The organism is Streptomyces sp. NPDC048434 (assembly GCF_043200375.1).
Classification (GTDB): Bacteria; Actinomycetota; Actinomycetes; order Streptomycetales; family Streptomycetaceae; genus Streptomyces.
The window spans coordinates 166,655-193,236 of the sequence record NZ_JBICXQ010000009.1; the positions used below are offsets into that span (position 1 = coordinate 166,655).

At 72.2% G+C, this 26,582-nt stretch carries 25 protein-coding genes and 7 tRNA genes; 11 read left to right on the forward strand and 21 right to left on the reverse strand.

Translation table 11 applies throughout. From position 1 onward, the window contains the following. Positions 1-6: 6 nt before the first annotated feature. Positions 7-564, reverse strand: a complete 558-nt coding sequence (locus ACGFWI_RS13470) for an HIT family protein (protein ID WP_393906109.1) — start codon at positions 562-564, stop codon at positions 7-9. Between the two features lie 67 nt (positions 565-631). Between ACGFWI_RS13470 and ACGFWI_RS13475 the strand changes: the two genes are divergently transcribed. Continuing rightward, a complete protein-coding gene (locus ACGFWI_RS13475; protein WP_393906110.1) occupies positions 632-1,273 on the forward strand; it encodes a potassium channel family protein in 642 nt (213 codons plus the stop codon). 54 nt (positions 1,274-1,327) lie between these two features. On the opposite strand, the gene thrS is transcribed toward ACGFWI_RS13475, so the two are convergent. The 3 genes from thrS to ACGFWI_RS13490 form a co-directional block, all read right to left on the reverse strand. Then, positions 1,328-3,307, reverse strand: a complete 1,980-nt coding sequence (gene thrS, locus ACGFWI_RS13480) for a threonine--tRNA ligase (RefSeq protein WP_393906111.1) — start codon at positions 3,305-3,307, stop codon at positions 1,328-1,330. Between the two features lie 111 nt (positions 3,308-3,418). Then, positions 3,419-4,597: a hypothetical protein gene (locus ACGFWI_RS13485; protein WP_393906112.1), complete on the reverse strand. Its 1,179-nt coding sequence runs from the start codon at positions 4,595-4,597 to the stop codon at positions 3,419-3,421. Further along, a complete protein-coding gene (locus ACGFWI_RS13490; protein WP_393906113.1) occupies positions 4,597-5,163 on the reverse strand; it encodes a DUF4365 domain-containing protein in 567 nt (188 codons plus the stop codon). Before ACGFWI_RS13490 ends, ACGFWI_RS13485 begins: the two co-directional genes overlap by 1 nt. A 199-nt stretch (positions 5,164-5,362) precedes the next feature. Between ACGFWI_RS13490 and ACGFWI_RS13495 the strand changes: the two genes are divergently transcribed. Continuing rightward, positions 5,363-6,088 (forward strand): exonuclease domain-containing protein, encoded by a 726-nt coding sequence (locus ACGFWI_RS13495; protein ID WP_393906168.1) that lies wholly within the window; start codon positions 5,363-5,365, stop codon positions 6,086-6,088. Positions 6,089-6,203: 115 nt separating this feature from the next. Here ACGFWI_RS13495 and ACGFWI_RS13500 read toward each other — a convergent pair. The 4 genes from ACGFWI_RS13500 to ACGFWI_RS13515 form a co-directional block, all read right to left on the reverse strand. Further along, a tRNA-Val gene (locus ACGFWI_RS13500) sits at positions 6,204-6,275 on the reverse strand. A 108-nt stretch (positions 6,276-6,383) separates the two neighbouring features. Then, positions 6,384-6,845 carry an SRPBCC family protein gene (locus ACGFWI_RS13505; protein ID WP_393906114.1) on the reverse strand — a complete coding sequence of 154 codons (462 nt, stop codon included), beginning with the start codon at positions 6,843-6,845 and terminating at the stop codon, positions 6,384-6,386. Positions 6,846-6,931: 86 nt separating this feature from the next. Beyond that, a tRNA-Val gene (locus tag ACGFWI_RS13510) sits at positions 6,932-7,003 on the reverse strand. Between the two features lie 54 nt (positions 7,004-7,057). Next, positions 7,058-7,489 carry a TIGR02611 family protein gene (locus ACGFWI_RS13515; RefSeq protein ID WP_393906115.1) on the reverse strand — a complete coding sequence of 144 codons (432 nt, stop codon included), beginning with the start codon at positions 7,487-7,489 and terminating at the stop codon, positions 7,058-7,060. 190 nt (positions 7,490-7,679) lie between these two features. Between ACGFWI_RS13515 and ACGFWI_RS13520 the strand changes: the two genes are divergently transcribed. Both ACGFWI_RS13520 and ACGFWI_RS13525 read left to right on the forward strand, forming a co-directional pair. Beyond that, positions 7,680-8,093 carry an SsgA family sporulation/cell division regulator gene (locus tag ACGFWI_RS13520; RefSeq protein ID WP_003959770.1) on the forward strand — a complete coding sequence of 138 codons (414 nt, stop codon included), beginning with the start codon at positions 7,680-7,682 and terminating at the stop codon, positions 8,091-8,093. A 227-nt stretch (positions 8,094-8,320) separates the two neighbouring features. Further along, positions 8,321-8,890: a CGNR zinc finger domain-containing protein gene (locus tag ACGFWI_RS13525; RefSeq protein ID WP_393906116.1), complete on the forward strand. Its 570-nt coding sequence runs from the start codon at positions 8,321-8,323 to the stop codon at positions 8,888-8,890. A gap of 48 nt (positions 8,891-8,938) precedes the next feature. Here the strand turns inward: ACGFWI_RS13525 and ACGFWI_RS13530 are convergent, their stop codons facing one another. Together ACGFWI_RS13530 and ACGFWI_RS13535 are read right to left on the reverse strand one after the other, a co-directional pair. Further along, positions 8,939-9,094, reverse strand: a complete 156-nt coding sequence (locus ACGFWI_RS13530; protein WP_018087659.1) for a hypothetical protein — start codon at positions 9,092-9,094, stop codon at positions 8,939-8,941. Positions 9,095-9,162: 68 nt separating this feature from the next. Next, positions 9,163-9,624: a hypothetical protein gene (locus tag ACGFWI_RS13535; RefSeq protein ID WP_393906117.1), complete on the reverse strand. Its 462-nt coding sequence runs from the start codon at positions 9,622-9,624 to the stop codon at positions 9,163-9,165. A 196-nt stretch (positions 9,625-9,820) separates the two neighbouring features. On the opposite strand from ACGFWI_RS13535, the gene ACGFWI_RS13540 reads away from it, so the two are divergent. Then, positions 9,821-10,348, forward strand: a complete 528-nt coding sequence (locus tag ACGFWI_RS13540; protein WP_393906118.1) for a DsbA family protein — start codon at positions 9,821-9,823, stop codon at positions 10,346-10,348. Between the two features lie 26 nt (positions 10,349-10,374). On the opposite strand, the gene ACGFWI_RS13545 is transcribed toward ACGFWI_RS13540, so the two are convergent. Genes ACGFWI_RS13545 through ACGFWI_RS13555 form a run of 3 tightly spaced genes read right to left on the reverse strand, consistent with a single transcriptional unit; the run spans position 10,375 to position 13,129 of the window. Further along, positions 10,375-11,205 carry a GNAT family N-acetyltransferase gene (locus ACGFWI_RS13545; protein WP_393906119.1) on the reverse strand — a complete coding sequence of 277 codons (831 nt, stop codon included), beginning with the start codon at positions 11,203-11,205 and terminating at the stop codon, positions 10,375-10,377. Between the two features lie 35 nt (positions 11,206-11,240). Beyond that, positions 11,241-12,065: an aminotransferase class IV gene (locus ACGFWI_RS13550; RefSeq protein WP_393906120.1), complete on the reverse strand. Its 825-nt coding sequence runs from the start codon at positions 12,063-12,065 to the stop codon at positions 11,241-11,243. Beyond that, positions 12,062-13,129 carry a chorismate-binding protein gene (locus ACGFWI_RS13555; RefSeq protein ID WP_393906121.1) on the reverse strand — a complete coding sequence of 356 codons (1,068 nt, stop codon included), beginning with the start codon at positions 13,127-13,129 and terminating at the stop codon, positions 12,062-12,064. Before ACGFWI_RS13555 ends, ACGFWI_RS13550 begins: the two co-directional genes overlap by 4 nt. Positions 13,130-13,306: 177 nt before the next feature. On the opposite strand from ACGFWI_RS13555, the gene ACGFWI_RS13560 reads away from it, so the two are divergent. The 5 genes from ACGFWI_RS13560 to ACGFWI_RS13580 all read left to right on the forward strand — a co-directional run bounded on the left by ACGFWI_RS13560 (position 13,307) and on the right by ACGFWI_RS13580 (position 13,778). Further along, positions 13,307-13,379 (forward strand) — tRNA-Gly (locus ACGFWI_RS13560). A 35-nt stretch (positions 13,380-13,414) separates the two neighbouring features. Then, a tRNA-Cys gene (locus ACGFWI_RS13565) sits at positions 13,415-13,488 on the forward strand. A gap of 1 nt (position 13,489) precedes the next feature. Continuing rightward, a tRNA-Val gene (locus tag ACGFWI_RS13570) sits at positions 13,490-13,561 on the forward strand. Between the two features lie 39 nt (positions 13,562-13,600). After that, a tRNA-Val gene (locus ACGFWI_RS13575) sits at positions 13,601-13,672 on the forward strand. A gap of 34 nt (positions 13,673-13,706) precedes the next feature. Further along, a tRNA-Val gene (locus ACGFWI_RS13580) sits at positions 13,707-13,778 on the forward strand. Positions 13,779-13,826: 48 nt separating this feature from the next. On the opposite strand, the gene ACGFWI_RS13585 is transcribed toward ACGFWI_RS13580, so the two are convergent. The 3 genes from ACGFWI_RS13585 to ACGFWI_RS13595 all read right to left on the reverse strand — a co-directional run bounded on the left by ACGFWI_RS13585 (position 13,827) and on the right by ACGFWI_RS13595 (position 15,647). Then, positions 13,827-14,108 (reverse strand): zf-TFIIB domain-containing protein, encoded by a 282-nt coding sequence (locus ACGFWI_RS13585; RefSeq protein WP_393906169.1) that lies wholly within the window; start codon positions 14,106-14,108, stop codon positions 13,827-13,829. A 73-nt stretch (positions 14,109-14,181) separates the two neighbouring features. Beyond that, positions 14,182-15,195 (reverse strand): phosphotransferase, encoded by a 1,014-nt coding sequence (locus tag ACGFWI_RS13590; RefSeq protein ID WP_393906122.1) that lies wholly within the window; start codon positions 15,193-15,195, stop codon positions 14,182-14,184. Positions 15,196-15,440: 245 nt separating this feature from the next. Further along, positions 15,441-15,647 carry a hypothetical protein gene (locus ACGFWI_RS13595; RefSeq protein ID WP_393906170.1) on the reverse strand — a complete coding sequence of 69 codons (207 nt, stop codon included), beginning with the start codon at positions 15,645-15,647 and terminating at the stop codon, positions 15,441-15,443. Positions 15,648-16,256: 609 nt separating this feature from the next. Here ACGFWI_RS13595 and ACGFWI_RS13600 point away from each other — a divergent pair. Continuing rightward, positions 16,257-17,612 (forward strand): serine/threonine-protein kinase, encoded by a 1,356-nt coding sequence (locus ACGFWI_RS13600; RefSeq protein WP_393906123.1) that lies wholly within the window; start codon positions 16,257-16,259, stop codon positions 17,610-17,612. 204 nt (positions 17,613-17,816) lie between these two features. Here ACGFWI_RS13600 and ACGFWI_RS13605 read toward each other — a convergent pair whose 3' ends face one another. From ACGFWI_RS13605 to ACGFWI_RS13625, 5 genes are all read right to left on the reverse strand, one after another. Beyond that, positions 17,817-18,632: a TrmH family RNA methyltransferase gene (locus ACGFWI_RS13605; protein ID WP_393906124.1), complete on the reverse strand. Its 816-nt coding sequence runs from the start codon at positions 18,630-18,632 to the stop codon at positions 17,817-17,819. Positions 18,633-18,685: 53 nt separating this feature from the next. Beyond that, entirely contained in the window at positions 18,686-19,924 is a 1,239-nt protein-coding gene (gene cobA / locus ACGFWI_RS13610) for a uroporphyrinogen-III C-methyltransferase (RefSeq protein WP_393906125.1), read from the reverse strand. Between the two features lie 166 nt (positions 19,925-20,090). Continuing rightward, positions 20,091-24,113 carry a nicotinate-nucleotide--dimethylbenzimidazole phosphoribosyltransferase gene (cobT, locus tag ACGFWI_RS13615; RefSeq protein ID WP_393906126.1) on the reverse strand — a complete coding sequence of 1,341 codons (4,023 nt, stop codon included), beginning with the start codon at positions 24,111-24,113 and terminating at the stop codon, positions 20,091-20,093. 235 nt (positions 24,114-24,348) lie between these two features. Then, entirely contained in the window at positions 24,349-25,569 is a 1,221-nt protein-coding gene (cbiE, locus tag ACGFWI_RS13620; RefSeq protein WP_393906127.1) for a precorrin-6y C5,15-methyltransferase (decarboxylating) subunit CbiE, read from the reverse strand. A gap of 176 nt (positions 25,570-25,745) precedes the next feature. Then, positions 25,746-26,381 (reverse strand): GNAT family N-acetyltransferase, encoded by a 636-nt coding sequence (locus ACGFWI_RS13625; protein WP_393906128.1) that lies wholly within the window; start codon positions 26,379-26,381, stop codon positions 25,746-25,748. Positions 26,382-26,582: the final 201 nt, after the last annotated feature.

Consider the following 26,582-nt stretch of genomic DNA (forward strand, 5'->3'; position numbering starts at 1 on the left):
GGCGCTCTACGCGGGCCAGGCGTCCGCAAGCATCGCCCGTGTGTCGGCGAGGAGTTGGGGCAGCACCTTGGTGTGCCCGACCACCGGCATGAAGTTGGTGTCGCCGCCCCAGCGCGGGACGACATGCTGGTGAAGATGGGCCGCGATCCCGGCGCCGGCGACGGTGCCCTGGTTCATCCCGATGTTGAAGCCGTGCGCCCCGGAGGCGGTGCGCAGCGCGGTCATCGCCCGCTTCGTCAGCTCGGCCAGCTCCGCGGTCTCCGCTACGTCCAGCTCCGTGTAGTCGGCGACGTGCCGGAACGGGACGATCATGAGGTGACCGCCGTTGTACGGGTACAGGTTCAGCACCGCGTAGACATGCTCGCCGCGCGCGATCACGAGGCCGTCCTCGTCCGACTTCGCGGGGATCGCGCAGAACGGACAGCCGTCGCCGGCACCCGGACCGGTCGGCTTGTTCTCACCCTGGATGTAAGCCATCCGGTGGGGCGTCCACAGGCGCTGGAAGGCGTCCTGCGTCCCGACTCCGATCTGCTGCTCCGGCTCGCTTGTCATACGGGCCAGCATATGGCTTCGCCCGTTGGCGCCGTGTCGTTGGGGCGCATACCGTAGCCCGCTCCGCGATGCTGAGCCGGTGGACAGGGAGCAGCGGCTGTGGGACTGGGAGCGAAGCGCCCAGCCGTATCTCCTTGCCGCCTCCCTCCTCTTCCTCACCTCCTACGCGGTACGGGTCCTGGTCCCCGGCCTCTCCCCCGGCTGGCAGACCTGGTGGGAGCTGGTCACCGTCGTCAGCTGGAGCTTCTTCGTCGTCGAATATCTGGCGCGGCTGGCGTTCAGCAACGACCGGCGGCACTTTCTGCGCACCCGCTGGCTGGATCTGATCGTGACCGTACTGCCCCTGCTGCGGCCGCTGCGGATCATCGACATGCACGAGCGGATGCAGCGGCGCCGGGACCACCCGAGGCTCGTCCTCGAAGCGCGGGTGATGGCATACACCGGGCTCACCTCGCTGCTGCTGGGCTTCGCCGCCAGCCTGGCCGTCTACCACGACGAGCGGTCCGCCCCGGGCGCGAACATCCACACCTTCGGCGACGCGGTGTGGTGGGCCTGCTCGACGCTGACGACGACGGGGTACGGCGATGCCACCCCCGTCACCTCGCGCGGCCGGGTGGTCGCGGTGGCGCTGATGTTCGTCGGGGTGGCGCTGGTCGGTGCGGTGGTGGGCTCCTTCTCCTCCTGGCTGCTGCGCCGCTTCCGGCAGGAGGGCGAGACATGACGGAGCCCCGGAGAGCGGTCGCTCTCCGGGGCCCTGTTGCTCACCTGGCGGGCGTCACACCTGGACGCGACGCTCCACGACGTCGAGGATCTCGGCGATCGCCTCGTCGCGCGGAATGCCGTTCTTCTGCGACCCGTCGCGGTAGCGGAAGGAGACCGCGCCGTTGGCGACGTCCTCGTCACCGGCAATGATCATGAACGGGACCTTGGCCTTCTGCGCGTTCCTGATCTTCTTCTGCATCCGGTCCGACGAGGAGTCCACCTCGATCCGCAGCCCCTTGGCCTTCGCCTGTGCGGCGAAGTCCTGCAGATACGGGACATGCGCATCGCCGATCGGGATACCGGTCGCCTGGACCGGCGCCAGCCACGCCGGGAACGCACCCGCGTAGTGCTCCAGCAGCACCGCGAAGAACCGCTCGATGGAACCGAACAGCGCGCGGTGGACCATCACCGGACGCTGCTTGGTGCCGTCGGCCGCGGTGTACTCCAGGTCGAACCGCTCCGGCAGGTTGAAGTCCAGCTGGACGGTCGACATCTGCCACGTACGACCGATGGCGTCCTTGGTCTGCACGGAGATCTTCGGGCCGTAGAACGCGGCGCCGCCCGGGTCCGGGACCAGCGGCAGCCCCTGCTTCTCGGCCACCTTCCGCAGCGTCTCGGTGGCCTCCTCCCATGCCTCGTCCGAGCCGACGAACTTCTCCGGGTCCTTGGTGGAGAGCTCCAGGTAGAAGTCGGTCAGACCGTAATCGCGCAGCAGGTCGAGGACGAAGGTGAGCGTGGCGTCCAGCTCGTCCGCCATCTGCTCCTTGGTGCAGTAGATGTGCGCGTCGTCCTGGGTGAAGCCGCGGGCGCGGGTGAGGCCGTGCACGACGCCCGACTTCTCGTACCGGTACACGGTCCCGAACTCGAAGAGGCGCAGCGGCAGTTCACGGTACGAGCGGCCGCGCGCGTCGAAGATCAGGTTGTGCATCGGGCAGTTCATGGGCTTGAGGTAGTAGTCCACGCCCTCGTCGAGCTGCATGGGCGGGTACATGCCGTCGGCGTACCAGTCCAGGTGGCCCGACTTCTCGAACAGCTTCCCCTTGGTGGCATGGGGGGTGTAGACGAACTCGTACCCCGACTCCTCGTGACGCCGCCGCGAGTAGTCCTCCATGACCCGGCGGATGATGCCGCCCTTGGGGTGGAAGACCGCCAGACCCGAACCGATGTCCTCGGGAATGGAGAACAGGTCGAGCTCCGCACCGAGCTTGCGGTGGTCGCGCTTCTCGGCCTCGGCGAGGAACTCCAGGTGTGCCTTGAGCTCGTCCTTGGTCGGCCAGGCGGTGCCGTAGATCCGCTGCAGCTGCTTGTTCTTCTCGCTGCCGCGCCAGTAGGCGGCGGCCGAGCGCATCAGCTTGAACGCCGGGATGGCACGGGTGCTGGGGAGGTGCGGACCGCGGCACAGGTCCTTCCAGCACAGCTCGCCGGTCTTCGCGTCGAGGTTGTCGTAGATGGTCAGCTCGCCGGCGCCGACCTCGGCGGAGGCGCCCTCGGCGGCGTCCGCGGCCGAGCCCTTGAGCCCGATCAGCTCGATCTTGTACGGCTCGTCGGCCAGCTCCTCGCGCGCGGCGTCATCACTGACCGACCGGCGCGCGAACTTCTGCCCGCGCTTCTGGATCTCCTGCATCTTCTTCTCGATGCGCTTGAGATCGTCGGGGTGGAACGGGGTCTCGACATCGAAGTCGTAGTAGAAGCCGTCCTTGATCGGCGGACCGATGCCGAGCTTCGCCTGCGGGAACAGCTCCTGGACGGCCTGTGCCATCACATGCGCGGTGGAGTGCCGCAGGATGTTCAGACCGTCCTCGGAAGTGATCTCGACGGGCTCGACCGCATCGCCGTCGGCGACCTCGTACGCCAGATCCTTCAGCTCTCCGGCCACCCGCGCGGCCACGACGCTGCGCTCGCCCTGGAAGAGGTCGGCGGCCGTAGTGCCCGTGGTCACCACGCGTTCTTCCCGCTCGGAATCGCGTTGGACGGTCACACGGACGTCTGACACCGGTCTCTCCTGACTCATGTCTCTTCACGTCAGCGATTGCTGCGCAGCCGAATCGTACCGATCCACCGGACCCGACCGCGAAACGGTTTCACCACCCCGGCTCGAAAGCCGCTATTCCTCGGCGCCGCACGCCTCCTCGAAAAAGTCGAGGTTCTCCTGCAGCGACTTCAGCAGCCGGTCCCGCTCCGCCTCGTCGACCTGTACGGGCGTGACATCACGGCCGCCGGTGATCCGGCGGAACCCGCCCCGGCTCTCCAGCCGCCCGCTCACCCGGATGGGCAGTCCCACCAGGTGCGCATGCCCCGCGATGCGGTAGTCCTCCTCCCCCAGCGCGACCCGCACCTGCACCACATCCGCCCCGGTGATCACCCGCAGCCGCGCCGTGCCGGGCCCGCCCGGCCGCTCCCTGCGCAGCCGTATCACCGCGCCGGTCACCCGGACCGGCAACGACGGCTCATCGCGGACGTAACGCTGGGCGGCCTGCTGCAGCGCGGGCAGATCGCCGGGCGAGAACTCCACCGGCTCGGGGCGGGCCGGGCAGCCTGCCGGAACGCCGGCCCCCGGCGACCACTCGACCGCGATCCGCACCCCCTCCGCGTCCCGCACCAGCGCGATCAGTGCCTGGACCAGCTCATGGCAGACCCCCAGCTCGACGGCCGCGTCGTAGGCCTCCATACCGCCGGTGGCCCGCTGGTAGTCGGTGGCGTCGCGGACCGCGTGCAGCGCCCGCTGCAGCCCGGCGACCGCACTGCGCCCGCCGCGCACCGGGACGAACGCGGTCAGCCGGCGCCCGGCCGCCGCCGGACCGACCAGCACCTCGCCCATGAACCCCTCGGCCTGCCGTTTGTGCCGGGCGCCGTAGTAGCCGGCCCGGCCGTACGTTCCCAGCGCCCCGGCGATCAGCATCGAGCGGGCCGCGCCGCGCAGCTGTTCCTGCGCGATCCAGTACGCGGCCCCCGAGCCGCCGTCGGGGACCTCACGCTCCCAGCGCACCTCGTCGCTGGGCACCGCGAGCCCCACCAGCACCTCGCGGGCGGAGGACGAGGAGCTCTGCGCCAGCGCCGCCAGCGCCTCCGCGAGCAGCTCCCCGCTGTCGGGGAAGCGGCGGTCGTGCGGCACCAGCAGGCTGGTGCCGCCGGCCCCGCCGGGCGGCGTCCACCGGGCGTAGTGGCCCGCGGCCCCGCCCCGGCGCCGCCAGCCGTGCCGGGCCAGCAGCGCGCTGAGCACCGCCGGATCGAGCTGCGCGGGATCCAGGAGCCGCGCATCGTATTCGTCGGTCGGCCGGTACATCAGGGTCTCCCTCCCGCCCCGACCCGCGTCATGATCTCGCAGAGCGCTCGGTCGTCGAAGATCCGCGCGGTCGGGATCCGCACGGTGGTCCTGCGCCGGCCGGTCACCGGATGGCCGGCCAGATTGATCCAGTAGCAGCAGTGCCGCAGTTCGAGACGGTCGTGGCCGGCCAGCAGCCAGTCCTCCTGGGTCCGTGGGACCAGCATCACGACCAGGATCTTGTGTACCGATACGGGCGTACGGGCCAGCTTCACCAGATGGTCGTTGTCGAGCGTGAAGGCGAAGGTCGGCCCCGGCGGGCGGGGTGCGGTCTGGTAGGTGCACTTGAGCTGCACCTTGATGGTGACTTCGTCGTCGACGGTGTGACCGGGCGCGCCATGGCTGACGTGCCAGTCGATTCCGTTGTCCGGGAAGGGCTGCGCCAGCGAACATCCGGAGGCGGCGGCGACCGCGTGCAGATAGCCCACCTGGAGGGTCTCCATGCAGGCCGTGGTGGCGAGTCCGCCGCGCTGCGGTGTGGTCAGCTGGGGCAGCAGCCCGCCCGGTTCGGGCTGCGCGAGCGTCATCGCGGGGGTGCCTTCCGGGCTGTGCCGATCGATGTGAGTGGATGACGGGGAGAAGGCGGAGCGCGTCGGCCCGTCCCTCTGTTTTTCTCCGCGTCAAGTGGTCCGCAAACAAAGACGGTTCGACCACCGCGCCTCTCGGGTATCACCAGCTCGGGTGGCGTGCATGTCATCCCCTGTACGAGCGCGAGGAGTTGGGATGATGCCGTGCTGGTATGACGGTCCACTTGCCGCCTTCGACACCGAGACCACGGGGATCGATGTCGAGCGCGACCGCATCGTCTCCGCGGCCCTGGTGGTCCAGGAGACAGCGCGTTCCGCGCCCCGGATCACCCGTTGGCTGATCAACCCGGGCGTCGAGATACCCGAGGCCGCCACGGCGGTACACGGCCTGACGGCCGACCATCTCGCGCTGCACGGCCGCTGGCCCGCGCCGGTACTGGAGGAGGTCGCGCGCGCCCTGGCCGCCCAGTCGGTGGCCGGCCGCCCGCTGGTCGTGATGAACGCCCCGTTCGATCTCACCCTCCTGGAACGCGAGTTGAGGCGGCACCGCGCCAGCTCGCTCGGCGCCTACCTGGGCGCCCATCCGCTGCGCATCCTCGATCCCCACGTCCTCGACAAACACCTGGACCGCTACCGCAAGGGCCGCCGTACGCTCACCGACCTGTGCGCGCACTACGAGGTCGAGCTGACGGACGCCCATGAGGCGGCCGCCGACGCGCTCGCATCGCTGCACGTCGTCCGGGCGCTGGGGCACCGCTACGCGGACCGTCTGGAGGGACTGCAGCCGGCGGAGCTGCACACCCGCCAGGCGCTCTGGTACGCCGCCCAGGCGCGTGGGCTGCAGGCCTGGTTCGCCCGCAGCGGCAACCCCGAAACCGTTGATCCGCATTGGCCGCTGCGTCCCGAACTCCCCGCCGCGGCCTGATCCCTCATCAGCAATTCCGGAGCGACCGGCAAAGGCACCGGACGGAATTCCCGGTGCCGTGTTCTCCAACAAAAAGAACCGGGCCGCTTTTTGGCGGCCCGGTTCTTGATCCCGGTGGGCGATACTGGGTTCGAACCAGTGACCTCTTCGGTGTGAACGAAGCGCTCTCCCACTGAGCTAATCGCCCGGGCGTCGACGAGGTTTCCCTCGTGAACGAGCAGAACAATACAGGCCGTCCGGGCCTTCCATCAAATTCCTGTTCCGCCGCGGTCCCGGACCGCCGCGCCGGGGCACCTCATCCGCGGGCCAGCCAGGCGGCAAGACCACGGCGCCCGGCCCGCATCATCAGCGCGTGATTGGCGAGGAACACCGGCCGGCCGAGCAGCGCGAACCGCCGCAGCAGCGGCTTGCAGACCTCGACGTCCTGCTCGAAGACGGCGCGGGTGCCGCCGGCGCCGGGCACCACCGTCCAGCGCGCCCAGCCGGCCAGATCTCCGCGCATCTCTATCTCCAGCACCCCCGCTCCCGGGTCCCGCACGCGCTCGCTCGCCACGACCGTCAGGTCGTACGGCAGCAGCGACCGGAAGCGGGCGGTACCGCTGCGGTCGTCGAGCGGGTTCACCTCACGGACCTGGGGCCACCACCGGGGGTATGCCTCGGCGCGTTCGAGGACGGCGTAGACGACGGTCGGCGGGGCGTTGAGCAGCCATACGCTGCGGAAGCGGTAGCGATGCAGTCGGCGAGACCAGGCGGGCATGATCCCAGTGTGCGCCCCAGCGGGGCGCGCGCACCCAACAACAGCGACAGCCCGGAGACTTGAAGTCTCCGGGCCGTCGTCCGGGGTGGGCGATACTGGGTTCGAACCAGTGACCTCTTCGGTGTGAACGAAGCGCTCTCCCACTGAGCTAATCGCCCGGGCGCACCGCCAACATTACCCCACGTCGGCGGGCGGTTCCGACCATGCCGACGTCACTCGGAGACGTGCCACGGCATCGCGAAGCCGAACTTCCAGACATAGACCGCGAGCGCCGCGGCGATGATCACCAGGCCGATGGTGGTCAGAATGATGTTGCGTCGCCGCACCGCCGGATCGAGTGCCTTCCGGGCCGCTTCCGTGACCTTCCGCTTGGTCCAGCGCAGCACCAACTGGGCCCAGACGAATTCCGTCGCCCAGATCGCCATACCGCCGAAGATCACCAGCCAGCCCGGCCCCGGCAGCGGCAGCATGATCACGCCGCCTACCACGACCGCGAGGCCGACGACGAAGACTCCGACCTGCCAGCTCAGATGCAGTGGCCGGGAGCGCTTGATGAAGTGCGGCGCTCTCGAACCGAGCGGCTGCTCGGCCGGAGCGGCGTCCTCCTCCACCGTTCCGGGCCCCCCGTTACTCTGCGTATTCATGCCCACAAACTTACCGGACGGGATGGGTCCGGCGGAGTTACCGCCGAGGACGATCTCGCAATCCGCCGGAAGAGGTACCTGAAGCCACACAAAACCGTCAGAGGGGTTTACAACGGCACCGTAGGTGGCATGTCGATTTCGCCGACGTGCGAATCCCCGAGCGCACACTGAGCGAAAGGCCCTGGCGCTTATGAACACCACGGTCAGCTGCGAGCTGCACCTGCGCCTCGTTGTGTCGAGCGAGTCCTCACTGCCTGTACCCGCGGGCCTGCGGTATGACACGGCCGATCCCTATGCCGTGCATGCCACCTTCCATACCGGAGCCGAGGAGACTGTCGAGTGGGTTTTCGCCCGCGATCTCCTCGCCGAGGGCCTGCACCGGCCCACAGGCACCGGAGACGTCCGTGTATGGCCGTCCCGGAGCCACGGACAGGGCGTTGTCTGCATCGCCCTGAGCTCGCCGGAAGGCGAAGCCCTGCTCGAGGCGCCCGCACGGGCTCTCGAGTCGTTCCTCAAAAGGACCGATGCCGCCGTACCACCCGGTACGGAGCACCGGCATTTTGATCTCGACACCGAGCTCTCCCACATCCTCGCGGAGAGCTGAGACGCAGACCGGTTACCGAAAGCACCCAACCGCTCACGCTTGCGTCCGTCCGACTCGGGGAGACGGCGCAGGACCGACAAGTTCATACGGCACACTTCGGCGTCGTCGCCGCGGACCCACCGCGGAGTCGGCGCTGAAGCTTGTTCCAGGCGCTAGAGTCGGCGACCATTCGGCAACGACACCAGGGGCGGTACCCGTCCGGCCCCACCCTGCCAGGGAGCGGAACCGTGATGATCAGCCATGACACCCGGTGCGCGCTGGAAGCGGTCGTCGATCTGCTGAACACCGCTCCGGAGGGCGAATCGCCCGGAGCGCCGGACAGCCTGACCGACCTCGCAGGCCTTGAGGACTTCGTCCGGCGCAACGACGTCAGCGACGTGGGTCCGCTCGGTGCCGGCGACCTGGCGGCCGTACGGTCCGTCCGCGAGCGGTTCGCGCGGATCTTCGCGGCCGATGACGACCGCACCGCGGCCGAACAGCTGAATTCGCTGGTCGCCTCGGCGGGCACCACACCGCAGCTGACCGATCACGACGGGTACGACTGGCACGTCCACTACTTCGCGCCGGGCGCGTCGGTCGCCGAGCATCTGGCCGCGGACGGCGGGATGGCGCTGGCCTTCATCGTCGTCGCCGGGGAGCGCGAGCGGCTGCGGCACTGCGAGGCGCCGGACTGCCGGCATGCCTTCGTCGACCTCTCCCGCAACCGCTCCCGGCGCTACTGCGACAGCCGCACCTGCGGAAACCGGCTGCATGTCGCGGCCTACCGGGCTCGGCGGCGGGAGGCCGCAGCGGGCTGAGCGCCGGGCGCGGCGCCCCGGCAGCGCGGAGCGGCGGCACCTACCGCCTCACAGGAGAAAGAGGTCGTGCACTGCCCCGAGAAGGAGCAGAAAGCCGATAACGGCGAGGAAGAGCATCAGCGGCGGCTGGGACAGCGCGAACAGGCAACCGCGCGGTTCGGGGGACGGGGCGTCGTCTTGGGCGAGGGCGCACTCATCGTTCATCTCGCGCGCATCATGACGCAGATGATCGTCCCAGTGCGCCCGATAAGCGCCTCAGCAGGGGTAGTTCATCAGATCCCGTGCTTTTTCAGGATCGCTTCGATGTCCGAGAAGTCATCCTTGGGTGCACCGCCCTTGCCCTGAGCGGCCTTCCCCTTGGGGGCCGGCTGCGCCGCACCCCGGGCGGCTCCGAGGGAGGGCGCGGAGGCGGCCGGAGCCACCGCGTCGGACCGGTCGGCCGCCGCGGCCTTGCGTTCCTTGCGGCTGCCGATCCCGCCCCTGCGGCGCTCCACTCCCCTGCTGATCATGAACAGCACGGCGGAGAGCGCGAGCACACCGAAGCCGGCCCAGACCGTGGGCTTGAAGACGATGTTGGTGACCCAGTCGATGACGCCGGTCATCACCAGGCCGACGGGGATCAGGGAAAAAGCGGCGATGCGGGTCGCGGCCAGGAACCGCTTGCGGTAAGCCGTCAGCGCGGCGATGCCCAGGCCCGCTGCCGACACCGCGGCACAGACGGTCGAGGTCAGCATCCGGTCCTCCTGCCGATGATGAGCGAGCAGGCACTCTGCTCCCTTCCATCCTGCCTTGTCCGGCCGCATGGGGGCCATGTTCCGGTACGGGCTCAGGGACATCTCGGGGTTGCGCTCCTCCGCAGGTCCCGGTTCGGCCACCGGGCCCGGGGTACCACCCGGCGTGAGCCGGGGGAGGGCTGGAAGACTGACTCCCATGAACGACGCCACCGCCTCCGCCGCCCGTACCGACCGCCCCGTTCTGGACGTGTGGTGCGAACTGCAGTGCCCGGACTGCCATGCCGCCCTGGAGGACCAGCGGGCGCTGCGGGCACGCTACGGCGACCGGCTGGACATCCGGCTGCGCCACTTCCCCCTCCCCAAGCACAAGCACGCCTACGTCGCCGCACAGGCCGCCGAGGAGGCGATCGAGCAGGGCCAGGGCCTGCAGTTCATCGAGGCGGTGCTGGCGCGTACCGACGAGCTCGCCGCACGCGGCGAGAAGCTGCTGCTGGAGATCGCCGGAGAGCTGGGGATGGACGCCGAGGAGCTGGACACCGCGCTGATCGACGGGCGGCATCTGCTGGTCGTCGACGCGGACCAGGCCGAGGGCAAGGCGATCGGGGTGACCGGGACCCCGACGTATGTGATCGGCGGCGAGCGGCTGGACGGCGGCAAGAGCCAGGAGGGGCTGCGCGCCCGTATCGAGGAGATCGCCGACCGGCTGCTGGCCGGCCAGGGCTGAGCCTCACGGGCGCTTTCCGGGCTCCCTCACAGGATCGGCTTCCACAGCAGGTACCCGGTGGGCCGGTAGCCCAGCGACGCGTAGAGGCCGAGCGCCGGCGCATTGTCCGCGTAGACGTTCAGGCCGACGGTGGTGTGGCCGGCGGCGAGGCTCTCGCGCTCGGCGACGAGCATCAGGGTGCGGCCGTGGCCGTGCCCGCGATGGGCGGGCGCAACCCGTAGGTCGACGACATAGCCGCCCGGCTGTTCCGGCATCCGCAGGGCGACCCAGATGCTGCCGACGTCCACGCCGCGACGGGCCAGGACGCGCAGCGCCTGGTCGGGCGTGTCCACACCGTCCGGCAGCAGGGCGCGATGGCCCGCGGCCGAGGTCTCCTCGGCGCGTGCGCGGGGCATCCCCTGGCCCAGCTGCGTACGGACGTGCTCGGCGAGCGCGGCGTCCCGCCAGGCCGGGTACTCCGGCTCGGTCAGCGCACGGTCGCTGCTGTCCTCGGGCAGCCGGGGCGGACCGTCGAGGGTCTTGCTCATCGTGCGGCTGCGCTCGGTGTAGCCCAGTGCCGCCGCGAGCCGCCCGGCGGCCGGGGCGCCGGCCGGGACGGTCACCTCGATCTGCCGGCAGCCCCAGCCGCGCAGCACTTCCTCGGCGGCGAGTGCGGCGACCGTGGCGCGGCCGCGTTGCCGGTCCGGCGCCTCGATGGTCAGCTCCGCGATCCGGCCGGCCGCGGGGCCGAACCGGGCGTCCGTCGACAGCCGGATCCCGCCGACCCGGCGGCTGTTGACGCAGATGTCGTACGGCCGGGCCCGGCGCCCGTCGTCGTGTCGTTCTTCCGGTCCCGCGGGGCGCAGCGTTGTCGTCACGAGGACTTTCTACCCGCCCCTGCGCGGGCCCGTCATCACCGCGGATCGAAGTCGGCGGCGGACTGCTCGTCGAAGATCCGCATGGCTTCCGCGGTCACCGGGCCCGGGCCGTCGGCGAGTTGGCGGCGGTCGATACGGGTCACGGCCTGGACGTCGCGCAGGGTGGAGGTCAGGAAGATCTCCTCGGCCCGCTCCAGGGCGTCCAGCGGCAGATCGGTCTCCTTGGCGCCGGCCCAGCTGACGGTCAGGGCACGGGTGATGCCCGCCAGGCAGCCGGAGTGCAGCGGCGGCGTGTGCAGTTCGCCGTCCAGGACGACGAAGACATTGGAGCCGGTGCCTTCGCAGAGCGCGCCGACGGTGTTGGCGAACAGCGCCTCGGAAGCGCCCCGTTCACGTGCGCGGGCCAGGGCGACGACGTTCTCGCCGTACGACGTGGTCTTCAGGCCGGTGAGCGCCCCGCGTTCGTTGCGGGTCCACGGGACGGTGACGGCGGCGGTGGTGTCGGGGCGGCGTTGGGTCTCGGAGAGCGCGATGACCAGCGTGGGACCGGCGTCGCCGCGGTCCGAGCCGAGCGGTGAGACGCCGCCGGTGTAGGTGAGCCGCAGCCGGCCCAGCGCCATCGGGTTGGCGTCGAGGACCGCCGCGCAGCCGCGCCGCACCTCGTCAAGATCGGGGTCGGGCAGCCCGAGTCCGCGGGCGGAGGTGGTCAAGCGCTCCAGATGGCGGGTGAGGGCGAAGGCGCGGCCGTGCTCGGCCTTGATGGTCTCGAAGACTCCGTCGCCGACCGTCAGCCCGTGATCGAAGACCGAGACCCGGGCGCCCTCGGCGTCCTGCAGCCCTCCGTTGAGCCAGATCTTCATCGCTTTCCTCCACTCGCCTCGTGCAGGCCCGACGCTACCGCGAGCAGCCTGCGCGCCTTCAACTCGGTCTCGGCCCACTCCCGCTCCGGATCGGAGTCCCAGATGATCCCGGCGCCGGCGCCGAAACGGAGCACCGGGCCGCCGGGCGGGGTGCGGTCGATCCAGAACGTACGGATGCCCACCGCGAGCTCGCCGGTGCGGCGGTCCGCGTCGACCCAGCCGACGCCTCCGCAGTACGGGCCGCGGGGCGCGGTCTCCAGCTCGTCGATGATCCGCAGTGCGCTGGACTTGGGGGCACCGGTGACCGATCCGGGCGGGAAGGTGGCAACCAGCAGATCCGCCCAGGCGGTCTTCTCATTCGCCTCGGCCAGTTCGCCGCGCACGGTGGAGACGAGGTGGACCAGGCCGGGGTGCTCCTCGACGGCGCACAGTGCCGGGACGGTGACGGAGCCGGTGGCGCAGACCCGGCCGAGATCGTTGCGGACCAGGTCCACGATCATCACGTTCTCCGCCCGGTCCTTCGCCGAGAGGTCCGCCGCGGTCCGGCCGGTGCCCTTGATCGGGCCGGACGCGACGGTGCGGTCGTCACGCCGCAGATACAGCTCCGGTGACGCACTGGCGATCTCGACGCCATGGCCGGGCAGCCGGATCGTGCCCGCGTACGGCGCCGGGTTACCGCGGGCCAGCACCGCGGACAGCGCGTCCACGTCGGCACGGCCGGGATCGGGCAGCGGCGCGGTCAGCACCCGGCAGAGGTTCACCTGGTAGACATCGCCGGCCGCGATGTGTTCACGGATACGCCGCACCCCGCCGGTATAGGCGTCGCGGTCCAGGGAACTGGTCCAGGCGCCGGGTGCGGGGCCGCGCCAGCCGTCGGGGGCGGGCCCGTCCGCCGCGGTGGCCGGCCGTACGTCGCCGAAGCGGGCGCAGACCACCGCGCCCTCGAAGTCGGCGGCCACGGTCCACCAGCCCGTGGAGTCCAGAGCCGCGGGATCGCTGGTCACATCCAGCAGGTCGGTGGCTATCAGGCCGCCGAAGCGTGCCATCGGAGCGAAGTCGTGCACGTCAGCGAGTCTATGGCGGCGGCCCGGACCGTGCCTGTGCCGAGCGAGCAGCGCAGCACGCTGCACAAACGCGTTTTTGTACTGGCCCCGGAATCCGCTAGAGTTCAACACGTCGCCGGGACACGCAAGCGCCCCGGAGGCCGCGTAGCTCCCGGACGTAGTCTGGGAGAGACATCTGCGGACGTAGCTCAGTTGGTAGAGCACCACCTTGCCAAGGTGGATGTCGCGAGTTCGAGTCTCGTCGTCCGCTCGATGTGGGGGATCTTCCCGAACCCCCTCACTCCTGGTGGAGTGGCCGAGAGGCGAGGCAACGGCCTGCAAAGCCGTCTACACGGGTTCAAATCCCGTCTCCACCTCCAAGGACGATTAGCTCAGCGGGAGAGCGCTTCCCTGACACGGAAGAGGTCACTGGTTCAATCCCAGTATCGTCCACTGGAATCCCCGACTGTGCTTGACCGGGGGGTCCGTCCCGCGCGATTAGCTCAGCGGGAGAGCGCTTCCCTGACACGGAAGAGGTCACTGGTTCAATCCCAGTATCGCGCACGTAGCTGCGGATCTTCGTGATCCGCGGTCCCGAGGACGATTAGCTCAGCGGGAGAGCGCTTCCCTGACACGGAAGAGGTCACTGGTTCAATCCCAGTATCGTCCACACCTGAACCCGAGGGCCGGAGCATTCGCTCCGGCCCTCGGTCGTTGTTCAGGAGGAGAAGAGCATGTGGCCGAAGCTGCGCTGGTGATGGCCATGGTGGCCATGGTGACCGTGGTGGCCCTGGTGCGGGGCGCCCCAGGCGGGGGCGGCGGGGTAGGCCTGCGGGGCGGGCGGCGGCGGGGCCTGCTGGGACCACTGTGACTCGAGACGGGTGAGCGCCTCCAGCTCCCCGTAGTCCAGGAAGATCCCCCGGCAGCCGGCGCACTGTTCTATCTGGACGCCGTTGCGGTTGTACGTCTGCATCGGCGCATGGCACTTGGGGCACTGCATCGTCGGCTCAACTCCTGTCATCCATCACGGCTCACTGAGACGCCGCCGGAACGGCGTCCCGGCGACGAGGTGTTCACCCTATGTCCGGGCCGGCGGGCGCCAAGTGGTCCGGGAGGGAAGTCATCCGGGCGCAGGCGTCGACGACCGCTGTCTCGACCTCGTCCAGGGGGCGGGAGGCGGTGGCGGCCTTGGCGACGGCGAGCGCGGCGGTCTGCACGGTCAGGGCACGGGCCGGGACCTCCAGGTCGGGCCAGGGATCGCCGGACGGCCGTACGGCAGGGCCGCCGGCGGCGCGGTAGGCGGCAAGGAAACGCGTCCAGATCTCCGGCGCGAGCAGGCCGGTGGCGAACCACGCGGCGGGGCGGGCCAGGTCCCAGGCGCTGTCGCCGCTGCCGAGGTCGTCGATGTCGATGAGGAGCCAGGGGCCGTCGGTGGCCGGGTGGCGGACGAGCTGGCCCAGGTGCAGATCGCCGTGGCAGAGGGTGCCGGCGCGCGGCGGCGGGGCGGCCTCCCGGGCCCACGGCGGCAGCAGGGCCCAGGCACGCGCGACGGCCGCGGCGGCCGCGGGCAGCGATCCGGTGCCGGGCCGGGGCGCGGACGGCGGGCCGCCGTCCGGGCCCAGGGCGGTGCGCAGGCGGGCCAGGGCGCGGGCGGCCTTGGCGGGGCCGCGCATCGGCGGTACGGGGCCGGGCAGTTGACGCGGGTCGACGGTGTGCAGACGGGCCAGCAGGTGGGCGGCGGCTTCCCAGGGCGCGGCGTCGGGGTCGTCGGGCGGAACCGGGCTGCCGTACGGCCAGCGGGTGAGGGCCCGGCCGTCCTCGGTGAAGGTGAGGAAGCCGTCGGGGGCGGTGACCGGGAGCGGGGGCAGCAGGATGCCGTGCAGCAGCGGGTGGGCGGCGATCCGTAGCCGGGCGGCCAGGTCGTGCGGGTCGCCGTCGGGGGCGTGTGCCTTGGCGACCGTACGGCCGCTGCGGACGACCGTGCCGTCGGGGCGGTCGGCGAGCACCTCGGGGGCGGTGGCCGGTGCGTCCGGCCGGGCCGTCGTCGCGGACAGGGCGGCCAGGCGGACGAGCAGTGAGGTGGTCATCGATCCCCCGAGTCCTGCGCGTGCCGGATGCGCCGTGGGTGGTGGTGCGAGCTGTGGGCGGCCCGGAGGGGGATCGTACGCGCGGTGCGCGTGGGCCGGGGCAGGGCAGGTGGCCGGGAAAACTCGACGGCCGGGCATCTCCCCAGATGCCCGGCTGTCGTGCCGTCCGCCGCACCCCCGTCCCCACGGGGTTTTCGGCCGGAGGTCCCCCGTCCCGGGCCGCTCTCCCGGGCCTGGGGTGCCGCTCAGCGCCCCAGCATTCCGGCCACGGACGACGCCTGTGTCATGACGGCTTCCCAGCCGCCGAAGACCACGGCGAGAACGATCGCCAGCGGCAGCACCATGGCCACCGCGACGAGGGGGTGGCGAGTGCCGGAGGACTGCCGGCCGAGCACGGCAACGGCTCGCCGCCCCTGCGCCCGAAGGACCGTCCGCCCTGGGATCTCCGCCATCGTCCCGCTCCCGTCGTGACTGGAGCGGCGGGCGTTGACCTCGGGGGACGAGTGCTGCGCCCGCCGCTTGAAGACAACAGTAGGCACGCGGCCACCGACGGGCGTCATGCCGTCGTACCGATTGGTCGGCCTCCAGGAGGATGACGGGTCCGCGCCCCGTGTACTCCCCTGGGTGGAGAGACGGCTCCGGGCCTTGGGGATCTCCCCCAGGGGGACGGTTGCGCTGCCTTGGCCCGCGCAACTCCTGAGGGTGACCTCGCTCACGTCGTCCGCTCCCCCGCGCACCGCTCTCGCACCCCTGCGGACTGCCGCGCCCACCCTCGCCTTCCGCCCCCCGGCCGCATCCCCGGCATCCGCCGCCAACCCGTCCCGATCCCCTTACATCCCGTCAATCCCCCTTCTGCGGCGGATCATTGGGGTCCCGTAGGGGAAGTCGGCATGCCCGGCGGCCGGTTTTCCTCCCGCACTTCGAGAATCGCACCCGCCACCGGCAATCCGGCCACCGACGCATGCGCGGCCTCTCAGCACAGCGAGCCGCCAATCCGTAAGCTGTGCCACGTCAGACGGTTGGCAGCGGAGGGGGCTCCCCACCGCAGGTAGGGGACGGACATGGCGATGATGCGGCTCCGACGCGAGGACCCGCGTGTCGTCGGGACGTTCCGGCTGCACCGCCGGCTCGGTGCGGGCGGGATGGGCGTGGTCTATCTCGGCTCGGACAAGCGCGGGCAGCGGGTGGCCCTCAAGGTGATCCGGCCGGACCTGGCGGAGGATCAGGAATTCCGCTCCCGGTTCGCACGGGAGGTCTCGGCGGCCCGGCGGATCCGCGGCGGCTGTACGGCCCGGCTGGTCGCGGCCGATCTCGATGCGGACCGCCCCTGGTTCGCCACCCAGTACGTCCCGGGGCCCTCGCTGCACGACAAGGTCAACGAGGCCGGTCCGCTGTCCCCCGCGCAGGTCGCCTCCATCGGCGCCGCGCTGTCCGAGGGGCTGTTGGCCGTCCATGACGCGGGAGTGGTGCACCGCGACCTGAAGCCGTCCAACATTCTGCTGTCGCCCAAGGGCCCGCGGATCATCGACTTCGGTATCGCCTGGGCCACCGGCGCCAGCACGCTGACCCATGTCGGTACGGCCGTCGGCTCGCCGGGATTCCTCGCACCGGAGCAGGTGCGCGGGGCCGCGGTGACACCGGCGACCGACATCTTCGCGCTGGGCGCCACCCTCGCATACGCCTGCACCGCGGACTCCCCCTTCGGGCAGGGAAGTTCGGAGGTCATGCTCTACCGCGTGGTCCACGAGGAGGCCCAGCTCGCCGGGGTGCCGGACGCGCTGGCGCCGCTGCTCGCCTCGTGTCTGGCCAAGGATCCGGCGGACCGTCCCAGCACCCTGTCGCTGTCGCTGCGCCTCAAGGAGATCGCGGCACGTGAGGCGCACGGTCCGTCGGGCGGGCCGCTGGAGAACGGGGCGGGTGCCGAGGCCGGTTGGGAGCGTGCGGAGCGCCGTCCTTCGGACCGGCCGACCGGGCAGCGGGCCGAGGAGTATGCGCGCCAGCACACCGAGCGGCGGACGGCCGGCAGCTCCTCGCCGCGTCCGCATCCGTCCCGCCCCCCGGCTTCGCGGGACGCGGTCTCCCGGCCGTCCGGTCCGGCCTCGGCCGCGGGGAAGAACCCGCGGAAGACCGGCGAGCGCACGGCACGACGTGTCCCGGCCGCACGGCCCACGGGGCGCAACGGGACGCGCACTCCGGTGCGTACGACGTCGGGCGGACGCCGTCCCGGCCCCGACCGCAGGCTGCTGCGCCAGCGCGTGATCGTGTTCGTGGTGGTGACCCTGCTGGTGGCGCTCGGTATCGCGGCCGCTCAGGGGTGCCAGGGGCCGGCCCATGGGCTGGGTGTGGAGCGGCCGGTGCCGGTCGCCCCGTCCGGAGGCGTGGACGGGCCCTACGGGGTGGGGGAACAAAACCACTAGGGGAGGCGGATGCCCCCTGCGGGCCTCAACGCGGCGGGTTCGGGGCGGTATTCCCGTGGGGCATGGAGTTCGGGGCGGTATTCCCGTGGAGTTCGGGGCGGTATTCCCGTGGGGTTCCGGGTGGTGTTCCCATGGAGTCCGGGGCGGTATTCCCGTGGAGGGGCACTGGCCGGGCGGGCTGACCGGGCAGGGCGCAGACACGCCCTAAGCGGGCCCGCCCGTCGCCACCGCGTAGAACGCGACCGCGGCGGCCGCTCCGACGTTGAGCGAGTCCACGCCGTGTGCCATCGGGATGCGGACCCATTCGTCGGCGGCCCGCAGCGCGCCGGTGCTCAGACCGCCGCCCTCCGCGCCCAGCATCAGGGCGGCACGCTCCAGGGTGTGCGGAGCGGCCTCCTCGATGGCGGTGGCCTTCTCGGCCGGGGTGAGAGCGAGCAGCTTGAAGCCCGCTTCCCGTACGGCGGCCAGATCCCGGGGCCAGCTCTCCAGGCGGGCGTACGGCACGGAGAACACCGCGCCCATGGAGACCTTCACCGAGCGGCGGTAGAGCGGATCGGCACAGTCCGGGGAGAGCAGCACCGCGTCCATGCCCAGGGCCGCCGCGCTGCGGAAGATCGCACCGATGTTGGTGTGGTCGTTGACCGCTTCCATGACGACGATGCGCCGGGCCCCGGCGAGGAGTTCGGTGGCGTCCGGCAGCGGCTTGCGCTGCATGGAGGCCAGCGCGCCGCGGTGCACGTGGTAGCCGGTCACCCGCTCGGCGAGGGCCGGGCTGACGGCGTAGACCGGTGCCGGGACCTCGTCGATCACATCGCGCATGACGTCGACCCACTTGGCCGAGAGCAGCATGGAGCGCATCGCGTAGCCGGCGTGCCGGGCGCGCCGGATGACCTTCTCGCCCTCGGCGATGAAGAGCCCTTCAGCGGGCTCGCGCCGGCGCCGCAGCTCGACGTCGGTCAGGCCGGTGTAGTCGGCCAGCCGCGGGTCGTCCGGGTCATCGACGGTGATGATTTCTGCCACGGGGAGAGAGTGCCTTGTCGGTGTCGGGGTTCCCATACCTCGTACGGGATCGGTTACCTGTGGGTAGGAGCGGTCGCGACGGCGACGACATCGCCGATGACGATGACCGCCGGGGGACGTACGCCCTCGGCTCGTACGGTCTCGCCGAGGGTCGCGAGGGTGGCGTCGACCCGGCGCTGGGCCGCGGTGGTCCCCTCCTGGATGACGGCGGCCGGGGTCTCGGCGGCGCGGCCGTGCTCGATCAGCTTGGCGGCGATGGCGCCGCTGTTCTCCACGCCCATCAGGACCACGAGGGTGCCGCGCAGCTTGGCGAGCGCGGGCCAGTCCACCAGCGAGCGTTCGTCGTCGGGGGCGACATGGCCGCTGACGACGGTGAACTCGTGGGCGACTCCGCGGTGGGTGACCGGGATGCCCGCGGCGCCGGGCACGGAGATGGTGCTGGAAATGCCGGGGACGACGGTGCAGGGGATGCCGGCGTCGGCGAGCGCCTGGGCCTCTTCCATGCCGCGGCCGAAGACGAACGGGTCGCCCCCCTTGAGCCGGACCACGGCCTTGCCGGCCTTGGCGTGCTCGATCAGCGCGTTGTTGATGGCCTCCTGAGCCATGAACCGGCCGTAGGGGATCTTCGCGGCGTCGATGACCTCGACGTGCGGCGGGAGTTCGGCGAGCAGATCGCGGGGGCCGAGCCGGTCGGCGATCACGACATCCGCCTCGGCGAGCAGCCGGCGGCCGCGGACGGTGATCAGGTCGGGGTCGCCGGGGCCGCCGCCGACCAGGGCCACGCCCGGGGTGTGCGGGCGGCGGTGGTGCGGGGCGGCGAGGCTGCCGTCCCGGAGCCCCTCGACGATCGCGTCGCGCACGGCGGCGGAGCGGCGCGGGTCGCGGCCGGTGAGCACGGCGACGGTGACGCCCTCGCTGCGGCCGGTGGCCGGGGTCCAGGCGGTGGCCGCCTCGGCGTCGTCGGAGCGCACACACCACACCCGGCGGTCCTCGGCCTCCTGGGACGCGGTGGCGTTGGCCTCCGGGTCGTCGGTGGAGATCAGGGCGTACCAGGCGTCGGCGAGGTCGCCGTCCTGGTAGCGGCGGCGCTCCCAGCGGATCTCACCGGCGTCGGCCATCGCCTCGACGGACGGTGTGGCGGACGGGGAGATCAGCAGGACATCCGCGCCCGCGGCGACGAGGGACGGGAGCCGGCGCTGGGCGACCTGTCCGGCGCCCAGGACGACCACCCGGCGGCCGGACAACCGCAGTCCGACGGGGTAGGCGGCGTGTTCGGCGACGTGCTCAGCCATGGCGGTACGGCTCCTTGTGCGGATGATGCGAATACGGCGGCCGGCTCAGCCGCTGCGGCGCCGGAGCGGCTGGTGAAGGGTGGTACAGCCCTGGGACGGTACGGCCCCGGCCCACAGCCTATGGGGCTGCGGGCCGGGGGTCATGCGGGGGCGGTGGCTGCCCCGCTCAGCTCTTCTCGGTGACTCCGGCGGAGTCGAAGGTGGCGACCTCGTGCATGGCGCGGGCGGCGCTCTGCACGACGGGCAGCGCGAGGAGGGCACCGGTGCCCTCACCCAGCCGCAGATCGAGGTCGACCAGCGGGCGCAGACCCAGCTTGTTCAGGGCCGCGACATGGCCGGGCTCGGCGCTGCGGTGGCCGGCGATGCAGGCGGCCAGCGCCTCGGGGGCGATGGCACGGGCCACCAGGGCGGCGGCGCCGGCGCTGACCCCGTCGAGGATCACCGGCGTACGCAGCGAGGCGCCGCCGAGGATCAGTCCGACGAGGGCGGCGTGCTCCAGGCCGCCGATCGCGCTGAGGACACCGATGGGGTCGGCGGGGTCGGGCTGGTGGAGCTCCAGGGCGCGGCGGATGACATCGACCTTGCGGGCGTGCGTCTCGTCGTTGATGCCGGTGCCGCGGCCGGTGACCTCGGCCGGGTCGACGCCGGTGTAGACGGAGATCAGCGCGGCGGAGGTGGTGGTGTTGGCGATGCCCATCTCACCCGTGAGCAGCGCCTTGTTGCCGGCCGCGACGAGGTCACGGGCGGTGTCGATACCGACCTCGATCGCCTTGAGCACGTCCTCCTGAGTCATCGCCGGGCCCGCCGTGAAGTCGGCGGTGCCGGCGCGGACCTTGCGCGGCAGCAGACCGGGGGTGGCGGGGAGGTCGCACGCGACACCGACGTCCACGACACAGACCTCGGCGCCGACCTGGTTGGCGAAGGCGTTGCAGACCGCGCCGCCGCCCAGGAAGTTGGCCACCATCTGGCCGGTGACCTCCTGGGGCCAGGGGGTCACGCCCTGGGCGTGCACCCCGTGGTCACCGGCGAAGATCGCGACGGCGGCCGGCTCCGGGATCGGCGGCGGGCACTTGCGGGACAGCCCGGACAGCTGCGCGGAGATGATCTCCAGCATGCCCAGCGCCCCGGCCGGCTTGGTCATCCGCTTCTGCCGCTCCCAGGCCTCGCCGAGCGCCTTGGCGTCCAGCGGGCGGATGCCCTGCAGGGTCTCCTGGAGGAGGTCGTGCGGGCTCTCGCCGGGCAGCGCGCGCCGGCCGTAGGTCTCCTCGTGGACGACCCAGGACAGCGGGCGGCGCTTGGACCAGCCGGCCTGCAGCAGCTCGGGCTCCTCCGGGAACTCGTCGACGTAACCGATGCACAGATACGCGACGACTTCGAGGTGCTCGGGCAGGCCCAGTTCGCGGACCATCTCCCGCTCGTCGAAGAAACTCACCCAGCCGACGCCCAGGCCCTCGGCGCGGGCGGCGAGCCAGAGGTTCTCGACGGCGAGCGCGGAGGAGTACGGGGCCATCTGGGGCTGGGTGTGCCGACCGAGGGTGTGCCGGCCGCCGCGGGTGGAGTCGGCGGTGACGACGATGTTCACGGGCGTTTCGAGGATCGCCTCGATCTTCAGCTCGCGGAACTGCTTGGCGCGCGCCTTGGGCAGCGACTTGGCATAGGCCTCCCGCTGCGCCGTCGCGAGCTGGTGCATCTTCTCGCGGGTCTCGTCCGAGCGGATGACGACGAAGTCCCAGGGCTGGGAGTGGCCGACGCTGGGGGCGGTGTGAGCCGCTTCCAGCACGCGCAGCAGCACCTCGTTGGGGATGGGGTCGCCGCGGAAGCCGTTGCGGATGTCGCGGCGTTCGCGCATCACGCGGTGCACGGCGGCGCGCTCGGAGTCGTCGTACCCGGCGGCCGGGGACGGCATATCGGCTGCGTCGGGCGCCACGGGGCCGGAGCCGTCGGGTGCCGGCTGCTCACCGTCCGTCTGCGGCTGGTCGTCGCCGAGCTGGACGAGTTCGGCCGCGTCCAGCTGCTGGGGCCTCTCGTCGGCGGGGGCGTCGGCGGCGGGGACGCTGTCGGGCGCGGGCCCGGCCGTCGAGGGCTCTTCGGCGGCGGTCTGCGGGGTCGGGTCGTCCGCGGTGGACGGCTCGCCGGAGGCCTGGGCCGGGATGTGGACGGCAACGGGCCGGGCGTCCGCGGGCAGATCCGCGAGGTCGCCGGGCTCGGCTGCCTCCACGGTCCCGTCGGTCTCCGCGGGCTCGTCGGTCTCCACGGTCCCGTCGGTCGTCGCGTCCGCGGCGGGGCCTGCATCCAAGGACGCCCCGGCCATCGGGTCGTCCGCCTCGCCGAGCTGATCCGGGTCGTCGGGGCCGGCCCCCACGGGCACCTGCTCGTCGACGGCGTCCGCGCTCTGCGGCGCGGCCTCCGGTGCGGGCGTCTCGGCGGCCGGCTGCCCCGCGGTGTCCACGGGGGCAGCGGGCTGCGGCTGTCCGGCGGCCGGTTCCTGCGTCTCGGGCGGCTCTATGACCGTCTGCTCCAGGGGAGCGCCACTCTCGGTGACGGGCAGCGCGACGGGGCCCTGGGGAGCAGCGACGGGGGCGGGGGCGGCGATGGGGAAGTCGTCGGTACCGGCCTCGGGCGCGACGGTGTCGGGCTGCGGCTGGGGCTCGTCGGCGGCGGGGGCCGGGGCTGCGGGCTGGAGCCGACCGGCGGCCTCGGGCCCGGCGACGGCCTCTCCCAGGTCGGCGGGCTGCGGTGTTTGGGCCGGGTCGGCGGCGGCGTCGGCCGGCTGCCCGGATGCGGGCTCCCCGGCCGGGTCGACGGCTTCGACCGCGACAGGGGCCGGGGCCCCGGCGGACTGCGCCTGCGCGTCGGGCTCGGCTCCGGCTTCGGCGGACCCACCCTGTTCCGCAGGCTGCTGCGGGATTTCGGCGGCCACGGCCTCGGGGTGCTGGGCGGCCACGGCACCGGCGTCCGGTACGGGCAGCACGTCCGGTGCGGCGGCCTCCGGCAGAGCGGCCTCCGCCTCGGCCGTTCCGTCCTGACCGGGCGCGGCCGCGTCGGGCAGGGCGTCCGCCGTCACGTCCTGGGGCTGCGCCGGCGCCGCTGCCCCGGCCGGGGCGTCCTGCACGGCATCGGTGGGTTCCGCGGTGACGGCCGCGCCGTCACCGGTCTCCGCCGCGCCCTCGGCCGGCAGCGGCATCGGCATCGGCTGCAGCTGTTCGGCGGGCGGTACGGCCTCGGTGACGGGTGCGGAGGGCGCCTCGGGGGCGACCGATTCTGCAAGGGGGGCCGACGCCGCCTGGGCCACGGCCTCGTTCCACGACGGCACCTGCGACGGGATCTCGCCGAGCTGCGGGCCGGGCAACGGGCCCTGACCTGCGGCCCCGTAGGTCTGCTCGGCGGACAACTGCCCGCCGTAGGGCTGCTCGCCATAGGGCTGCCCACCGTACGGCGGCGTCGCATAGCCCTGCTCCACCGCGGCCGCGTCCCCGAAGGGCTGCTCGGCGTAGGGCAGGCCCGCGTCGGCCGGCGGGCCGGACAGCGGCTGTTCGCCCAGCGCGGCCTCGGGGGCCCCGGCCGGGACGTCGAAGTATTCGGGTCCGCCGGTGGGCGGTCCCGCGTGCCGCGCGGGCTGTGCGGGGGCATCGGCCGGTCCGCGGTCGGCGAGCGAACGGACCACTCCGCCGGTCGCATCGGGGACGGGCGGACCCATGTGCAGCGGACGGCGCTGGGGCGTGGCGGGCGCCGCGGCGCGGACCTGCTGTTCCGGTGCCGCGGGCTGCGGGATTCGCACGGCGCTGAGGTCGACGGAACCGGAGTCCCGGCCGCCGCTCTCGTGGTCGCCGGCCTGGGCGGGCATCGGCTCGAAGCCGGTGGCTCCCTGGTCGGCCGGGTCGAACGGCGCGGCCTGCTGGGGCTGCTGGTCCGGACCCTGGTGGGTCTCCTGCGGCTGCGGGAGCGGCTGGGGTGCCGGCTGCTCGCTCCAGGCGCCCTGGGCACCCGGCATCAGCAGCAGATCGTCGTCCTCGACGACGCCTTCGGCCTGGTCGAGATAGGGGTATTCGCCGGGAGGGGGCACCATGCCCGGCAGCTCCGTCGGTCCGGCGTCGGCAGGGGAGGGAGCGGCCGCCGGCTGCGGCTGCCCGGGATGTCCGCCTGCGTTCTCCGGCTGTCCCTCGCCCGGGACCTGGCCGGTGTCGGTCATGCGTACCCCTCGCCCATTGGTAGTGCTCCTTCCAACCGCTCGTGCGACGCGCTCGACCGGGGCGCGCCGACGCCCGATAGCTAGAACGAGCGAGCACGCCTCGCGGCACGTCCGCTCTCCAGAGCTTCATATTCGGCCAAAACCACGGCATTTTCCGGATATTGGCGTACGAAGCCGAATGCGGAACGGCGGCGCAACGATCCGCCAGCCTACCTCGCGCGGGTTGCCGTGCTGGTCATGGGTGAGAAACGCGATAGCCGCTGAGCAAAAACACCACGGCCCGCTCGCGTTCGACCCAGACGGAAGTGTCCAGGTCCACGGACTGCAGCAGCGCGCACTCGACTTCGTAGCCGCCGTCGGCCAGCGCCCGGCCCAGCGCTTCGGCCTCGTCGCGGGTGGCGGCGTGGGTGACGATCCGTTCGGGGCGGCGGGCCGCGCAGGCGGTGACGACGTCCACTCCCCCGCCGCCGACCCGGATCACATCGGGCTCGGGCAGATCCTCCAGGATCTGCGGCGCCCGCCCGTGCACGACCTGGAGTTGGACGCCGTGGCGCCGGGCGAGGGCGGCGGTGCGTCCGCAGGCGTCCGGATCCGCGTCCACCGCGAGGACGGCGGCACCGAAGCGCGCGGCCTCCACGGCGGCGGCTCCGCTGCCCGCGCCGATGTCCCAGACCAGATCGCCCACCTGCGGCCCGAGGCGGGCGAGTTGTGCGGTACGCAGCTGGACGGACTCGCCCTCGCCCAGGGCGCCGCCGTAGGCACTGGCCGGAAGTCCCCAGCCGCGCGCGCCCGTCGGATGACCCGCCTCGCGGCCGGCGATCCAGCCGGTTCCCTGGGCCGCGGCACCGCCGGGCGAACCACCGACGACAATGACGACATTGGGGTCACGCCAGACATGGTCGGCGACCTTGTCGGATGTGAGTACTGTCACCCGCTCGCGGTCGGTGCCCAGGTCCTCACAGATGACGAAGGTGCGGTGGACGCCGCCGAGCAGCAGGGCGAGTTCGGCGGGCCCGGCGCCCGGTGAGGTGAGCACCGCGACCTTGGTGTGGGCGCGGCAGACGTTCACCGCGCGGCGCAGATCACGGCTGTGGGCGACGACGACCTGGGCGTCGTCCCAGGGCATGCCGGCCCGTGCGAAGGCGGCCGCGACGGAGGAGACGGCCGGTACCACTTCCACTTCCAGGCCGTGCTCGGGTGCCCGCAGGGTGCGGACGACGCCGAAGAAGCCGGGGTCGCCGTCGGCGAGGACGACGGCGGTGCCGCGGTGCTGGGCGATGCGGCGGGCGGCCAGGGTCACGCTGCCGAGCCGGATCCGCTCGGCGTTCGGCGGGACTTCGGGCAGTGCGAGGTGGTGGGCGGCGCCGGCCACCAGCGTGGCCGCGCCGAGGGCGGAGCGGGCGGCGGCGGTCAGCGCGGAGCCGTCCCATCCGATCACCGTGACCCGGTCGGCCATGCTCGTCAGTCTCCTGGTGCTGCTGTGGTTACGCGGGCGGGGTCAGCAGGCGGGCCGGCTGCGGGCGGCCGCAGGCCGGCGAGGGTGCCGCTGTGAGGCGCTGGTCCGCGCGGGTCGCGCGGGTGCGCGGCAGGCCGAGGGTACCCCGAGAGGTCCGGACCGGAGTGCGGGCGTGGTCAGTTCCACTCGGGGTAGGAGAATCCGTTCGCATCCGCCAGCCGGCCGGGGATCCCGTCGAGGTCCTCGGGCAGCAGACTCCACACGATCAGGTCGGTGCGGATGTCCGTCCAGCCGCCGTCCTCGGTGCGGCTGCGGGCTATGAAGGCGTTGCGCAGCACGCCCTCGCTGATGCAGCCGATCTTCTGGGCGACCTGCTGGGAGGCGGTGTTGCCGGCGGCGGTGCGCAGCTCGACACGTTCGAACTTCTGGTCATGGAAGAGCCAGTGGGCGACGGCGAGCGAGGCCTCGGAGGCATACCCCTCACCGCGGGCCCAGGAGGCTACGACGTAGCTGATCTCGCTGGAGCGGATCCGCCAGTCCGTATTGCGCAGTTGGACCACGCCGACCAGGCGCTGGGTGAGGAACTCGGTGACGGCCAAGTCGATGCCCTCGCCCGAGGCCCGCTCGGCGGGGGCGCTGTCGGTGGTCCAGGTCCGCGCGGCGTCCTCGGTGTACGGCTGGGGTATTGCGGTCCAGGCGGCGACCAACTCGTCGTTCATCATCGCGGTGAGGGCGGGTACGTCGGCTTCCTCGAAAGGGCGCAGCACCAGCCGGTCCGTGCTGATGGAGATGTCCGGAAAGGTGGATGTCATGCCGCTGCTCCCACGCCGTTGACTGTGGTGTTCCGGAACGTCGCGGGCTGTGAGACCGCGAGGTCACGGGCCGTCTGGACCGTCTTGAATGCACCAGCATGCAGCATGGGCCCGCGGGTGTGCCACGCGCGTGGGCCCCGGCCGCGCGCTGCGCGGGTCCGGGGCCCGGTGACGTGCGTACGGACGGCCACCTTCCGGTGA